Raw genomic sequence first — 13,759 nt, forward strand, 5'->3', positions numbered from 1 at the left:
TCACGAGTGTACTTCCTTCTCTTCGAAACCATGCCAGTCCTCCTGACGCTGTTGTAGCAGCTTTTCGGACTGTCCACAATTTCGGGGGAAGGTCAAAGGACAAAAGGTCATTTCAGCAGCCATGCGGCAGCATTGGACCTCTCGCCCCGCACCCCGAACCTACTTACCCTGAATCAGGCCGCCGAACGGACCTCGTAATCCTCCACCATCCGGCGGTAACGCTCGCTGAAATCTTCGGCGACTTCGGCTTCGGCCCGGTGGTAGGCCTCGAGCATGGCCGGCCGCACTTCGGCCGGCAGCACCCGTTCGGCCAGCGGATAGAGAATCGTATCCTCTTTCTCGATATGCCTGCGCAGCAGTTCGACATAGCCGTAGGCGTTCTCGGCCAGCACGGCCACCTGGTCGGTCGCCCCGTCCAGCGCCTTCTGCGCCGCCGCTTCCATGCCGCGCACGAAAGCCCGCCCCTGGTCGTGTTCCATCAGCATGGCGGCGACCGGTGAATTCTGCTCCGGCATCCCGTTGGCGACCAGGGCGGTGAACAGGGTCGCCTCTTCCTTGGCGTGATGAAAACGGTCGGCATAATTACGAATGAAGTCGACCGCGTCCAGGTAGAACCGCCAGTCGTCAAAGCGTCCCTGCTCCAGCAGCCGGGTGTTCTTCTCCACCAGGTCGATCATCCGCAGAATCAGCTTGTGCTCCTCGACCATGACGGTCGTGACGTCGGCTTTCATGCTCAGTTCCTCCTCTCGCCGTCCACGCCGATCACCACCACCTCGAGCGGAATGTCCTTGCCGGAGGCCTGCAGCGCCTGCTGCGCCATCATCGCCAGTCCGCGGCAACAGGGGACTTCCATGATGGTCACGGTCAGCGAACGGATATCGTTCTGTTTGAGCATGGCGGTCAGCTTTTCGATGTAGGGGCTGGTGTCGTCCAGCTTCGGACAGGCGTTGACCAGCACCTTGCCTTTGATGAAATCGCGGTGGAATTCAGCGTAGGCAAAGGGCACGCAGTCGGCGGCGATCAGCAGGTCGGCGTTCTGCAGCCAGGGGGCGCTCGGCGGCACCAGGTGCAGCTGGGTCGGCCACTGGCGAAGTTCGGACTGCAGACGGCCGGTCGACTCGGAGTTGGAGATTTCTTTCGCTTCAACGGTCCGGACCTGGGATCCGGGGCAGCCACAGGGAAGTTTGCTCATGATCGATACTCCTTTTTTCTTTCTTGTTTCAGGTTCAGGCCAAAGAATCGAGGTAGGCGTTGATTTCCCGTTCGATCCGCGCTTCGACCTCGTCGCCCAGCGCGTGAATCGCAACCACATCCTTGAGCAGGCAGATGCCGACGCCGCAGTCGACGCAGCCGATTTCGTAGCGGTTGAGAATCTCGCCGATCTGCGGATGCTGCCTGACCACGTTCTGGATTTGCTCTTCGCCGAGACTGTCTTTCAGCTTCATGGCTTTTGTTCTCCTTCGATGAGGTTGGCTCCAATCTAGCCGTCCTGCCAGCCAAAAAACATGATCTGGGTCAAATAACTGAGTTTTTTTGTCAAGTTTTATATCCGGCCGCCCGGATGCGGACGCCCCCCGCCAATTTCGGCAAAGTTGCCCCCTTGACCTCCTTCCCCGACCTGCACGACAATTGCCCCACCACGAATCTGCCGAAAAGGAACCATCCATGCACCTCGACAACCTCTTCTGCATCGACCTCGACCAACCCGCCCTGCGTGGCTTTCGCAAGTTCATCAGCGCCTGGTGCCTTCAGACGAACGGCAAGACCCTGGTGGTCGATCCCGGCCCGCTCTCGACCATCCCGCATCTGGTCACGGAACTGCGCCGACGCGGCATCGAGCGGGTCGACTACATTCTGCTGACCCATATCCATATCGATCACGCCGGCGGCACCGGCGCCCTGCTTCGGGAATTCCCCGGAGCGCAGGTGATCTGCCACCCGGACGGGGTGCGGCACATGGTCGCCCCGCAAAAACTCTGGGAAGGGTCACTGAAAGTCCTCGGCAGGACCGCCGAGGCCTACGGTGAGATCCAGCCGGTTCCGGCCGAAAATATCGGTTTTACCGGGAAGGTCGGGACCACCGGGATCGAGGTTCACCTCACTCCCGGACACGCCCCGCACCACTGCTGCTACCTGGCCGGCGACCTGCTGTTCGCCGGCGAGGTTGCCGGGGTACGCAGCGAAGTCGCGGAGGGAATCTACATGCGTCCGGCAACTCCGCCGCGCTTCATCCTGAAGGTCGCCCTCGATTCGGTTCAGCGGATGATCGATCTGCAACCGCGGCGGATGGTCTTCGCCCATTACGGCCTGGTCGATGACGCGCTCACCCATCTGCGTATCGGTCACCGCCAGTTGCAACTCTGGGTCAGGGGAGCGGCCGCCGTCGCCGCCGGCGGACAGAACGATACCGCCGCTTTCATCGACTGGCTGCTGGAGCGGGACGAGATTTTCCGTAATATCGACCAGCTCGACGAGGATCTGCTGCAGCGCGAACGGGAATTCATCGGCAACAGCTTTCGCGGCATGCGCGACTACGTCGCCGGCCTCAGCGAAACCGAGCGACAGGCGCTGCTGGCCGCCACATGACTGGATGTGGAGTTCACCCTGGGGCTGCATGTCTGCGACGGCAAGGGCCCGGTAAAAGCATGCGCCCCACTTGCCCCCCACTCGATCTGCAACCCGCAAAGCGGGCTGCCCGAACTGCAAGAACGTGAGTCCGTAAGGCGGGGAGAAAAACGCCCTCTCTCCCTACTTCACCACCCCGCACGCCATGCGTGCCCCGCCGCCGCCAAGTTTCTCCGGCTGGTCGGAGTAGTTGTCACCGCCGGCATGAATCATCAGCGAACGCCCCTGCAGATCCTCCAGCCTGAGCCGGGGAGCGAGTACCGGGGTGCCTGCCCGGCCATTGCTGTCAACAGTCAGAACCGGCAGATCGCCAAGATGGCCATCCCCCCAGGGAGGGCCGTGGTGACCAGTTCCGGCCGGATCATAATGACCGCCGGCAGCAAGAGCCGGAACCATCCGGCCGTCTTTTTCCTTCGGCTCACAGCTCGGATTCCGGTGGACATGAAGACCATGCTTCCCGGGTTCCAGGCCGTGCAGCCGCGGAGTGAAAACCACACCATAGGCTGTCTGCTCGGCGGTTACGGTTCCAACTGCCTGACCTATCCCGCCGGCATCAACCAGGTTCATCGAAATGATGACCCCGGCAAAAGCACTACCGGCAACAGCCAGGAAGGCACCTGCCAGCATGATCACAAGTTTTGTCCGCATAACCAGTCCTCCGGCCGGAACTGATCCGACTTGCGTTCCGGCGGCAAAGCCCGAAGCAGTGAGTTCATCGCCGATTCAGGTAAAAACGCAGCCTCTGCTGCCATTCTACCCCGATAACGGTTCCGGCGCACGAAGGGAGCGGTAGAATTGTAGAAGGAGCACGGAATGCTGAACACCGGGCGCCAGGAGGGAATTTCTTACAGCTTATGTCAATGCCCAAACCGATCGGCCAGCGGAATCAGCCGCTGAAAGTCCTGCGGAGTCAGACTGCTGTGCCAGTGTCCGCTGAGCATCCCGGTGGACACGCCTGCGGCAAACAACAGCAGAACAACCAGGGCGAATCCCCAGCCGGGCAGCGAACGCTGCCAGAAAGACAGACGGACAGCCAGGGCCCCGGGCTGCGGGCAGACAGAAACGCAGTTCAGGCAGGCGGTACATTCCGGGGAGCGAATCACCTGCCTGTGCTGTACCGGAAGCTGCGCCGGGCAGGCCCGGCTGCAGGCGCCGCAGTCGATGCAGTGCAGTTCACTGCGGCGGATCTTGAGCGGGCTGAGCATGCTCAGCAGACCGAGCAGAGCCCCGTAGGGACAGAGATAGCGGCACCAGAAATTCCGGTAGAAAACCGACAGGACGGCCAGTCCCAGGATAATCGCCAGACTCAGCCCGGAGGGCCTGATGAAAAAATCGAGCATGCGCACATCGGCCACCGCCCAGTAGGGGGAAGCCAGAAATCCCCGCAAAACCGCCGCCGGCATGTCGATGATGATCAGCTTGAAGAAAAACAGCAGCAGGGCGTATTTCAGGGTCCGCAGAGGGATATCGAGCCAGCGCCAGATAACAAGATTACGCCCGCAGAGTTTTCTCCCCAGCTTCCAGAGCGCCTCCTCCAGGGTTCCAACCGGGCAGAGCCAGGAACAGAAGGACTTTTTCGCCAGCAGCGCCATGGCGAAAAAGGTCAGCAGCAGCACCAGCGCAGCCGGGTGGACGGTGTCGAATTCGCCATTCACCAGCCAGTGCTTGAGACTCACCAGGGCACCAATGGGCAGAAAGCCCTCGACGCCGGGCGGCCGCCAGTAATCGGGCGTCTGGCCGAAACTGCGGTAGTGATGCACGAACAGGCTGAACTGGACGCCGAGAAACAGGCACCAGGCGAGAAACAGCCACTGAACCAGCGGACGCAAAACGGTGGTTTTTTTTAAAATCCTGATTTCCATAGAGGTAAGTCTACCTCAACGACAGGCCGGATAACTTGACCCACATCAAAAATCCGGCCGACCGAAGAGGTGTGTCCTGCCGTAACTGGGCCCAGTGGAGCAGCAGATGACTTCATCCGAACCGACCGTCACTCATTCTTGATCCGCCCCCTGGGCGGCTGCGGTTATTTTTTTCAGCCGCCGATTTTCGCCCTTTGCCGGCGTTCTGATTGCCGGCGGGGTGATGCCTCCGGCACCGCCTCTGGACCCGAATCTTCGAATCGGTTATGCTCCTGCGCCATGAACAGCGCGCAGAGTTCACCGCGTCCCCTACCCTGGCAGCCAAAAACCACACCGCTGATGCTGGCGCCCATGCAGGGGCTGACCAACCCGGCCCTGCGCTCGGTGATCATCCGCCAGAGCCGCCCGGACGTGGTCTTCACCGAATTCCTGCGCGTCAGTCCCGTCAGCCGCAAACGTTTTTCCCGCCGCGACCAGAAAGAGCTAGCGGCGATGCAGGAAGGCGTGCCGCTGGTGGTGCAGCTGGTCGGGCACGGAATCGGCCCCCTGATCGAGGCCGCGCGTATCGCCCAGGACGCCGGAGCCAGGCATCTCAATCTCAACCTCGGCTGTCCCTACGGCCGCATGACCACCGCCGCCACCGGTGGCGCCCTGCTGGCCAAACCTGAAGAGCTGGCGGAACTGCTGCCGGCCCTGCGCCGGGCCGTCGACGGCGACCTGTCGGTCAAAATCCGCTGCGGCTACAACGACCCGGGGCAGATTTTCGGGCTCCTCCCCCTGATCGAGGATGCCGGCGTCGACTGGCTGATTCTGCACCCGCGCACGGTGGTCCAGAAATACGCCGGCGCCGCCGATCACGCCATCACGGCGGAGGTGGTCCGCCGCACCCGCCTGCCCGTCATCGCCAACGGCGACATCCGGGGAAAGGACGACGCCGAACGGGTCCTGAAGCTGACCGGCGCCGTCGGGCTGATGATCGGACGGGCGGCCATAGCCGATCCCCTCATTTTCAGCCGCCTGCGGGGAACGCTGCCCGCCGAAAGGACTCCGGAAACCCGGCTGCAGGAGCTGAAGAGTTTTTTGATGGAACTGCTGCCCCTCTATCAGCAGCGGTTCTGCGGTGAGAAACAGGTCCTGGACAAGATCAAGAATGTCCTCGTTTTCATCGAGGACCCGGAGCTTGCGCCGCTGGTCAAACAATTGAAAAAAAGCCGGCAGCTGCCGGCTTTTCTCGAGCGACTGGAAAGCTTTCAGCCGGCCGGTTGACACGGGATCGACCGCCTGGAAAATCTGCGGGATTGGACGGAACCTCATCCGAGAAAGGAATTGACCTCGGCCAGGGGCAGGCCGAAAGCTTCAGCCACCCCGGCGCAGACAACCTGCCCGTCGATGATATTGAGACCGGCCCTGAGGCCCCCATCCTCCCGTACGGCGCGTTGCCAGCCCTTGTCGGCCAGTTTCCTGGCGTAGGGGAGGGTGGCGTTGGTCAGGGCCAGAGTCGAGGTCAGCGGCACTCCGCCCGGCATGTTGGCCACGCAGTAGTGGATGATGCCGTCGACCTCGTAGATGGGATCCTGATGGGTTGTCGGCCGGGATGTCTCGAAACAGCCTCCCTGGTCGATGGCCACATCGACCAGCACGGCCCCCTTTTTCATGGTCTTGAGCATGTCGCGGGTGATCAGCTTGGGCGCCTTGGCGCCGCGCAGCAGCACCGCTCCGATAACAGCGTCGGCTTCCCGCACCAGCTCGCGGATGGTGGCCGGCGACGACATGATGGGAAAGCAATTTTTCGGCATCACTTCGTCCAGGTGGCGCAACCGGGGCAGGCTGGCGTCGAGTAGATAGACCTTGGCCCCAAGGCCGCAGGCCATCAGCGCCGCCTGGGTGCCGACGGTACCGCCACCGATGACCAGGATGGTCGCCGGCGGCACGCCCGCTACGCCGCCGAGCAGCAGCCCACGCCCGCCCTGCGCCCGCTCCAGGTACTTGGCCGCTTCCTGGGCCGCCATGCGTCCCGCCACCTCGCTCATCGGTATCAGCAGCGGCAGGCCACCGTGCGCATCGGTCACCGTTTCGTAGGCGATGCAGACCGCCCTGCGCTCCATCATCGCCCGCGTCAGCTCCTCGCTGGCGGCGAAATGAAAATAGGTGAAAACGATCTGCCCCGGCCGGATCAGCGGATATTCCGACGGCTGCGGTTCCTTGACGTGCATTACCATCTCGGCCCGGGCGTAGATCTCCGCCGCTTCGGCCACAATCTCCGCCCCGGCCTCGACATAGGCGCTGTCCGGAAAGCCCGACGCCAAACCGGCATCCTTTTCGACCAGCACCTGGTGCCCACCTTCGCGCAGCGTCTCGACGCCGGCCGGCGTCATGCAGACACGGTTTTCGTTCGCCTTGATTTCCCTGAGAATGCCGACAATCATCGCCGCCTCCCCCCTGTCTGTTTTTATCAAAAAGTTTACCAGGAAAATGCACAAATGTTCTTGCGTTTTCCTTGACGCCAACCCAGTGTGACGCAATAATCTTTTATACAAAGTAAATATTGAGCAATTTCATGTCAGAAATCGAACTCGACTCCATAGATCGGGCAATCCTGCGGGCGCTGCAACGCAACGGCCGTCTCAGCAACGTCCAGCTCGCCGAACAGGTCGGCCTGTCGGAATCGGCCTGCCTGCGCCGGGTGCGCCAGCTCGAGGAAACGGGCGTCATCGACCGTTACGTCATGCTGGTCAATCCGCAGGCGATCGACCGCGACGGCACCGTCTTTGTCCGCATCACCCTCGACGGCCAGCAGGCGGAACGCCTGGCCGCCTTCGAAACCGCAGTGCGTCAGGTGTCCGAGGTGATGGAATGCTACCTGATCAGCGGCGACTTCGATTACCTGCTGCGCATCTGCGTCAGCAGCGCCAACGACTACATGCGGATCCACGAAAAGCTGACCAGCCTGCCCGGCGTGCTGCGGGTGCAAAGCTCATTCGCCCTGCGTACCGTGCACCGCACCACGGAACTGCCGCTCGACGAGTCCTCCCCGCAACCTGCAAACGGGGCCGGAAACGGGTAGAATGAAAACAGGAAAACCAACAGAAACAAAGGGAACCAGTACATGCGGCGCATACTGATTATCGATGACGACCCGCTCTTCCTCGACACTCTCCGGAAAAGCATCAACCAGGATTTCCCGGCCCTCGAGGTCATCACCCACAGCAACCCCGTCGCCGGTCTGCGCGACATCGGCCCCGATATCGACCTGCTTCTGATCGATCTCGAAATGCCTGGAATGGACGGCAGCAAGCTGCTGCACTATGCCAAGCATCGCGGGGTCGACAAGAGCCGGATCATAGTCCTGTCCGGCTGCGACGCCGAAGATTTGCATCGCATCTTTCCCATGGGAACCTGCCTGGCGGTGCTGAACAAGCACGAGGCAAGACAGCGCCAGGTGCTGCGCATGGTGCTGGCCTCGATGCAGACCGGCGGCGGAAAAACACCGACCGGCAAACGCGCCGCCGACAAAAACAAGCAGCGGGTCTGAAGTGTTCTCATGCCGGACGACGTGCTCAGCCCTCCTCCTCTGCCCACAGTGCCTCGATGCAGTCCATCTCCTCCTCACTGAAACCGAAATAGTGGGCGATTTCGTGCCACAGGGTTTCGCGCACCACCTGACGGACCGACAGCCCCGTGCAACGCGCCTCGTCCTCGATCGCCTCCTGATAGAGAAAGATCATGTCCGGACCGAGATCGATCTGGTCGTGCGTCCTAAGCGTCAGCGGCGTGCCGCGAAAATAGCCAAGCAGCTCGGCGGGATCGTCATAGCCGACTTCGGCCAGAGTTTCGGCATCGGCCCGGTCCTCGACCAGGATGACAAGGTTGAGCAGCCGCTCGGCATAGGGCGAAGGCAGGGCGGCAAGGGTCCGTTCCACCAGCCGTTCGAAATCCGCCCGCCTCATCCGTCCATCCTTTCCATTCTGCCGTGAACCGACAGGGGAATCATGCTCTCTCGCCCCTCGTCAGCCGAAAACCCGGCTTTCCTGCTCCATCACCCGAATAAACGTCGTTCGCTTCGACAGCTCCCGCAGCGCCCCGGCCCCGACATAGGTGCAGGCCGAACGCAGACCGCCGAGAATGTCAAGCACCGTCGACTCGATCGGACCGCGATAGGGCACTTCGACTACCTTCCCTTCGGATGAGCGGTAGTCGGCGACGCCGCCGGCGTATTTTTCCATCGCCGTCGCCGAACTCATGCCGTAAAAGAGCTTGTACTGCCGGCCGCTGCGCTGCACCAGCTCGCCGCCGCTCTCGTCGTGACCGGCCAGCATGCCGCCAAGCATGACGAAATCGGCGCCGCCGCCAAAGGCCTTGGCGACATCGCCGGCGCAGGTGCAGCCGCCGTCGGAGATGATGCGTCCTCCCAGGCCATGGGCGGCGTCGGCGCATTCGATCACCGCCGAAAGTTGCGGATAGCCGACCCCGGTCTTCACCCGGGTGGTGCAGACCGAACCGGGACCGATGCCCACCTTGACGATGTCAGCGCCGGTCAGCAGCAGCTCCTCGACCATCTCGCCGGTCACCACGTTGCCGGCGACGATGGTCCTGTCGGGATACTCCTGCCGCACGCGGGCGACAAATTCGACAAAAGCCTCGGCGTAGCCGTTGGCAACATCGATGCAGATGAAATGTAGCTGCGGAAATTCCTGCAGAATGGAACGCAGCTGGGTGTAGTCCTCGTCCCGGGTGCCGGTGCTGACCATCACCCGCTCGCCGATCGCCTCGTCGCGGTCTTGCAGAAAGGCCCGCCAGGCGTCCAGGCCGTAGTGCTTGTGGATGGCGGTCAGCAGCCCGTGCCGGGCCAGCACCGTCGCCGCCTCGAAGGTGCCGACGGTGTCCATGTTGGAGGCGATGATGGGGACGCCCTTCCAGCGCCGCCGGCTGTGCAGAAAGGTGAATTCCCGCTCCAGGACCACCTCGGACCGGCTTTTCAGGGTCGAACGCTTGGGGCGGATGAGAACATCCTTGAATCCCAGCTTGACATCGGTTTCGACGCGCATGGCAGCCTCTCCCTCTTTTTCGTTGCCGGCCTACCGCGGGAGGGACGGCCGGACATCCATTGCACCTGAATCGGTCAGCTCATTACCAGTGGACAGCTCACCTCAATTGACCTGTCTGCGTTTCCCAAAAATCACCGGCGAACCTATGGGGTGCGCCTAAGATTTTTGAAAAACACATTCAGGCCAGGCACATGCACTCTCCAGCCGGTATGAATTCACTGATTCAGGTTACAGTCTGAATTTTACCAGTTTTCGCAGCAAATGGCGGATGTGCGCACCAAGAATTGCCTTATCCGCCGGCCGGGCATTTTCCGCTTGTATCTTGGGCTTTCTGCCGGTAGAAGTTGAATTGGATCCGAATCCGTGAGCTCATCACCGACGGACAGGACAAGCCATCAACCTGCCTGAGCTTCTCAAAAATCACCGGCGAACCTTCGGGCACGCCCAGGATTTTTGAATACCCATTCAGGCCAGGCACTTGCACTCTCCATTCGGCATGATACTTGTGGATTCAGGTCAAAAGAACAACCTGTCGGAGCCGAACCATGCCGCAGACCTTTCGCTACGAAACCCTCTTCCACGTCTTTCTCAACACCTGCGAGAAACACGCCGACCGCGCCGCCTTCATCTACCGGGCCGACGGCCAGGAATTTCAGGTCAGCTACCGCAAGTTCTTCGAGGACGTCCTGCTGCTGACCCGGGCTTTCGCCGAAAAACATATCCGTAAAGGCACACGGGTGCTGCTGCTATCGGACAACCGCTACGGCTGGATCGTAACCGACATGGCACTGATGGCCCTGGGAGCGGTCAGCGTGCCGCGCGGCAGCGAAGTCCCCAGTCAGGAACTCGATTTCATCATGCGCCATTCCGGCTGCGAATTTTTGATCTGCGAAACCGACGAACTGCTCAAGAAGCATCAGGAAGTCATCGACCAGCTCCCGGATCTGAAGATCCGCTTCATCATCGCCTCGGAAAAGCGCCACAAGTTTCTGCGGCCGGTCTACGCCTACCAGGACCTGCTCGAGGACCGCACCATCACCGACGAGGATGTCGCCTGGTTCAAAGGGCTGGCCGACCAGCTTGGCCGTGACGACCTGGTGACCCTGGTCTACACCTCGGGCACTACCGGCACCCCCAAGGGAGTGCAGCTGCTGCACCGCAACCTGCTCTACCAGGTCGAGGAGTTGCCGAAGCTGATCAATCTCACCCACGAGGACCGCTGGCTGTCGATTCTACCCACCTGGCACATCTTTGAACGGGCGGTCGAGTACATCGCCATTGCCGCCGGCAGCTGTACCGTCTACTCGTCGCTGAAGACCTTCTCCGACGATTTGACCCGCTACCGGCCAACTCTGGTCGCCTCGGTGCCGCGGCTGTGGGAATCCCTCTACACCAAGGTCAACAACGCCCTGGAAAAACAGAGCCCGAGCAAAGCGCGCCTGTTCCTGGGACTGGTCGCCGTATCGGCCCGCTACCGCCGCTGCGCCCGTGAATTACGCGGCCACCTGCCGCGCTTTGCGCCGGTGCCCCTTCCGGTGCGCATCTGGCGCAAGCTGGCGGCCCTCGGCAACTGCGCACTGCTCTGGCCCCTCTACCGCCTGGCCCAGCGCAAGCTGAGCCTGGTGCAGGAAAAATTCGGCGGCCGGCTGCGCATCGCCATCAGTGGCGGCGGTGCCCTCCCTCCGTATCTCGACCAATGGCTCGACGCCATCGGCATCCGCATCGCCAACGCCTACGGCATGACCGAATGCGCACCGGGGATCGCCGGCCGCGGCCTGCATTGCGAAATCTTCGGTACCCTGGGGCCGCCCTTCCCGGGCACCGAAATCCGCATCGTCGACGAGGATGGAAACGAAGTTCCGCCCGGCCGGGAAGGCGAGGTGCAGGTGCGCGGGCCGCAGGTGATGCCGGGCTACTACAACAACGACGAGGAAAACCGCAAGTCCTTCACCGAGGACGGCTTCTTCAACACCGGCGACCTGGGCAAGCTGACCCTGGGCGGCGAGCTGGTGCTGACCGGCCGCTCCAAGGAGATCATCGTTCTGGCCAGCGGCGAGAACATCGACCCGACCAACATCGAGGCGACCATCACCATGCTCCCCTTCGTCAGTGACGCGGTGCTGGTCGGACAGGATCAGAAGGGGCTGGGCGCCTTGATCGTTCCCGACCGGGAAAAACTGAAGGAGTTCGTCGCCAGCAAGATTTCCAAAGTACTGAGCGAAACCGAGGATTTTCTGCACGACAAGCGGGTGGTCGAGCGCATCCGGCAGGAGATCAACCGCCTGCTGCAGCCGAAAAGAGGCTTCAAGCCCTACGAAAAGCTGCGCAACATCAGTTTTCTCGAGGATGAATTCAAGGTCGGCGAAGAGCTGACCAACACCCTGAAAAAGAAACGCCACGTCATCGAGCGCAAGTACCAGGACCTGGTCAAACGCCTGCTGAAATGAATCCGGGGCGGGGCCGGAAAAGACCTGTCCGGCCGTGCAACAGGACTGCGCTCCCTGTTATAATAGGAGTAGACACTGGTCCGGCCTGTATTTACCGGACGGAAAGGAGGACATCCATGGATGTCTACACCTATGAGCACATTTGCGAAAGCCTGAAGTCGGGCAAGCGTCCGATGGTGATGAACACCGAGACTGGGGACAAGGGCGAGGTCTACCTCTGCGGCCACGGCTACTTCAACGTGCACGTCGGCGACGGCTCAGAAGTCTGGCCGAGCCATGACTGCAAGCAGCTCGAGGACTGACAGTCCCGAATCCTGCTTCATCCAGCCCCCGCATCGAACCGATGCGGGGTTTTTTCACCTGAATCCGTGAGCTCATGCTGGATGGAGAGCGCACAGATTCAGGTATCAGCGGGACGACGCCACCAGCTGGTCGATCTGGTCGAAATCGAGCCGCATCTCGGCCAGTTCGCGCAGCAGGTCGAGTTTTTCCGTATCCTCGGGCGTCAGCTTGGAGACGTCGTCGGTGATCAGCTGGTAGAGCTCGGCGGTGGTGGTTCGGGTGGTGCGAAAGTAGGGGATGCCGCTGCGGTCGAGGATGAGCTGGGTGATGCGGTCGACCGGCTGCCGGCCGGGGATGACCAACCCGACGATCTTTTCCCGGTATTCGGGAATGGTGTAGAGATTGGCGATGGTCACCAGCAGTTCGTCGCGGCTGCTGGTGACGATGAGCAGGGAATCCTTCCTGAGCAGCTCGGCCACCCGGTGGGTCGAGGCGGCGCCGATCTGCACGTGGTGAATGATGCGCCCCAGATCGTCGTGGCAGCCGTGCAGCGGCAGGTCGAGCACCTTGGCGATGCGCCGCAAGGTCGGGTTGGCCAGAATCGGTTGGTAGTTGAAGCCGCCCAGCACCTGCAGCGGGACGTCGCTGAAGGCGCGGCGCAGGTAGTCGAGGGTGCGCTCCCGCTTTTCCGCCACCAGCTTGTTGACCAGAATCGCCCGCACCGCGACCCCTTCCTTTTCGAACAGGGCACTCTGGGCCGCCACCCCGTCGACCACGTTGCCGACACCGCCGCCGGTCACCATCAGCACCGAAGCGCCGAGCATTGCAGCGATGCGGGCGTTGGACAGGCCGAGCACCGAACCGACGCCGGGATGCCCCGAGCCCTCGATCACCAGAAAATCACAGTCCCGGTCAAGCACCTCGAAAGCCTGCAGCAGCCGCTCGCGCAGCATGGCGGTGGAAACCCGACCGTCGATGACATCCCGCGTCATGCCCGGCGGCACCACCACCGGCGACAGGTAGCGCAAATGCGCCTCCATACCGAAGACCCCGGCCATCAGGGCGGCATCCTTGTCGACGACAATCCCGCCGACATCAGTGGGCTTGGGCCCGAGCGGCTTGATAAAACCGACCCGGGCGTATTTTTTGCGCGCCAGATGCAACAGCGACAGGCAGACCGTGGTCTTGCCGATGTTCTGGCCGGTGGCGGCGACGAAAATCCTGCGGGCCATGAGCCAACCTCTCCTGGGGTGGGGGAGTTGCAACCTGAATCAGTGAGTTCATGCAGGATAGAGAGTGCACGTGCCTGGCCTGAATGGGTTTTCCAAAAATCTGAGGCGCACCCATAGGTTCGCCGGCGATTTTTGGAGAACGCAGGCAGGCCAGTTGATGTGTGCCATCTGCCGGCAATGAGCTCACTGATTCAGGTGCAGAATACCACAGTTCGCCGGCCGCTTCAGACAAGAAGGGCCGCGCCCCTTTGCAGACGGCCTCTTCT

At 61.8% G+C, this 13,759-nt stretch carries 15 protein-coding genes; 6 read left to right on the forward strand and 9 right to left on the reverse strand.

What is annotated here, in order from left to right; genetic code table 11:
* Positions 1 to 173: 173 nt before the first annotated feature.
* Genes EDC39_RS05335 through EDC39_RS05345 form a run of 3 tightly spaced genes read right to left on the reverse strand, consistent with a single transcriptional unit; the run spans position 174 to position 1,445 of the window.
* Positions 174 to 731: a hemerythrin domain-containing protein gene (locus EDC39_RS05335; RefSeq protein ID WP_148895350.1), complete on the reverse strand. Its 558-nt coding sequence runs from the start codon at positions 729 to 731 to the stop codon at positions 174 to 176.
* Between the two features lie 2 nt (positions 732 to 733).
* Positions 734 to 1,192, reverse strand: a complete 459-nt coding sequence (locus EDC39_RS05340; RefSeq protein ID WP_148895351.1) for an iron-sulfur cluster-binding oxidoreductase — start codon at positions 1,190 to 1,192, stop codon at positions 734 to 736.
* Positions 1,193 to 1,226: 34 nt separating this feature from the next.
* Entirely contained in the window at positions 1,227 to 1,445 is a 219-nt protein-coding gene (locus EDC39_RS05345; RefSeq protein WP_148895352.1) for a hypothetical protein, read from the reverse strand.
* 220 nt (positions 1,446 to 1,665) lie between these two features.
* Here EDC39_RS05345 and EDC39_RS05350 point away from each other — a divergent pair, with 220 nt between their 5' ends.
* A complete protein-coding gene (locus tag EDC39_RS05350) occupies positions 1,666 to 2,586 on the forward strand; it encodes an MBL fold metallo-hydrolase (protein ID WP_148895353.1) in 921 nt (306 codons plus the stop codon).
* 162 nt (positions 2,587 to 2,748) lie between these two features.
* On the opposite strand, the gene sodC is transcribed toward EDC39_RS05350, so the two are convergent.
* The gene (gene sodC, locus EDC39_RS05355) at positions 2,749 to 3,273 is read right to left on the reverse strand and encodes a superoxide dismutase family protein (RefSeq protein WP_148895354.1); all 525 of its coding nucleotides are present in this window, start codon (positions 3,271 to 3,273) and stop codon (positions 2,749 to 2,751) included.
* 209 nt (positions 3,274 to 3,482) lie between these two features.
* Positions 3,483 to 4,487: a 4Fe-4S binding protein gene (locus EDC39_RS05360; RefSeq protein WP_148895355.1), complete on the reverse strand. Its 1,005-nt coding sequence runs from the start codon at positions 4,485 to 4,487 to the stop codon at positions 3,483 to 3,485.
* A gap of 339 nt (positions 4,488 to 4,826) precedes the next feature.
* Here EDC39_RS05360 and EDC39_RS05365 point away from each other — a divergent pair, with 339 nt between their 5' ends.
* Positions 4,827 to 5,753 (forward strand): tRNA dihydrouridine synthase, encoded by a 927-nt coding sequence (locus tag EDC39_RS05365; RefSeq protein ID WP_148895356.1) that lies wholly within the window; start codon positions 4,827 to 4,829, stop codon positions 5,751 to 5,753.
* 44 nt (positions 5,754 to 5,797) lie between these two features.
* Here the strand turns inward: EDC39_RS05365 and ald are convergent, their stop codons facing one another.
* A complete protein-coding gene (ald, locus tag EDC39_RS05370) occupies positions 5,798 to 6,913 on the reverse strand; it encodes an alanine dehydrogenase (protein ID WP_148895357.1) in 1,116 nt (371 codons plus the stop codon).
* Between the two features lie 131 nt (positions 6,914 to 7,044).
* Between ald and EDC39_RS05375 the strand changes: the two genes are divergently transcribed.
* Complete coding sequence (locus EDC39_RS05375; protein ID WP_148895358.1) at positions 7,045 to 7,551, forward strand: Lrp/AsnC family transcriptional regulator; 507 nt, start codon at positions 7,045 to 7,047, stop codon at positions 7,549 to 7,551.
* 42 nt (positions 7,552 to 7,593) lie between these two features.
* Positions 7,594 to 8,019, forward strand: coding sequence for a response regulator transcription factor (locus tag EDC39_RS05380; RefSeq protein WP_148895359.1), 426 nt, complete (start codon positions 7,594 to 7,596; stop codon positions 8,017 to 8,019).
* Between the two features lie 25 nt (positions 8,020 to 8,044).
* Here EDC39_RS05380 and EDC39_RS05385 read toward each other — a convergent pair whose 3' ends face one another.
* The gene (locus EDC39_RS05385) at positions 8,045 to 8,434 is read right to left on the reverse strand and encodes a metallopeptidase family protein (protein WP_148895360.1); all 390 of its coding nucleotides are present in this window, start codon (positions 8,432 to 8,434) and stop codon (positions 8,045 to 8,047) included.
* Positions 8,435 to 8,494: 60 nt separating this feature from the next.
* Positions 8,495 to 9,532, reverse strand: coding sequence for a GMP reductase (locus EDC39_RS05390; RefSeq protein WP_148895361.1), 1,038 nt, complete (start codon positions 9,530 to 9,532; stop codon positions 8,495 to 8,497).
* 545 nt (positions 9,533 to 10,077) lie between these two features.
* On the opposite strand from EDC39_RS05390, the gene EDC39_RS05395 reads away from it, so the two are divergent.
* Positions 10,078 to 11,979, forward strand: coding sequence for an AMP-dependent synthetase/ligase (locus EDC39_RS05395; RefSeq protein WP_148895362.1), 1,902 nt, complete (start codon positions 10,078 to 10,080; stop codon positions 11,977 to 11,979).
* A 116-nt stretch (positions 11,980 to 12,095) separates the two neighbouring features.
* The gene (locus tag EDC39_RS05400) at positions 12,096 to 12,281 is read left to right on the forward strand and encodes a hypothetical protein (RefSeq protein ID WP_148895363.1); all 186 of its coding nucleotides are present in this window, start codon (positions 12,096 to 12,098) and stop codon (positions 12,279 to 12,281) included.
* A 105-nt stretch (positions 12,282 to 12,386) separates the two neighbouring features.
* Here the strand turns inward: EDC39_RS05400 and EDC39_RS05405 are convergent, their stop codons facing one another.
* Positions 12,387 to 13,493, reverse strand: a complete 1,107-nt coding sequence (locus EDC39_RS05405; protein ID WP_148895364.1) for an AAA family ATPase — start codon at positions 13,491 to 13,493, stop codon at positions 12,387 to 12,389.
* Positions 13,494 to 13,759 lie beyond the last annotated feature (266 nt).

The organism is Geothermobacter ehrlichii, from assembly GCF_008124615.1.
Classification (GTDB): Bacteria; Desulfobacterota; Desulfuromonadia; order Desulfuromonadales; family Geothermobacteraceae; genus Geothermobacter; species Geothermobacter ehrlichii.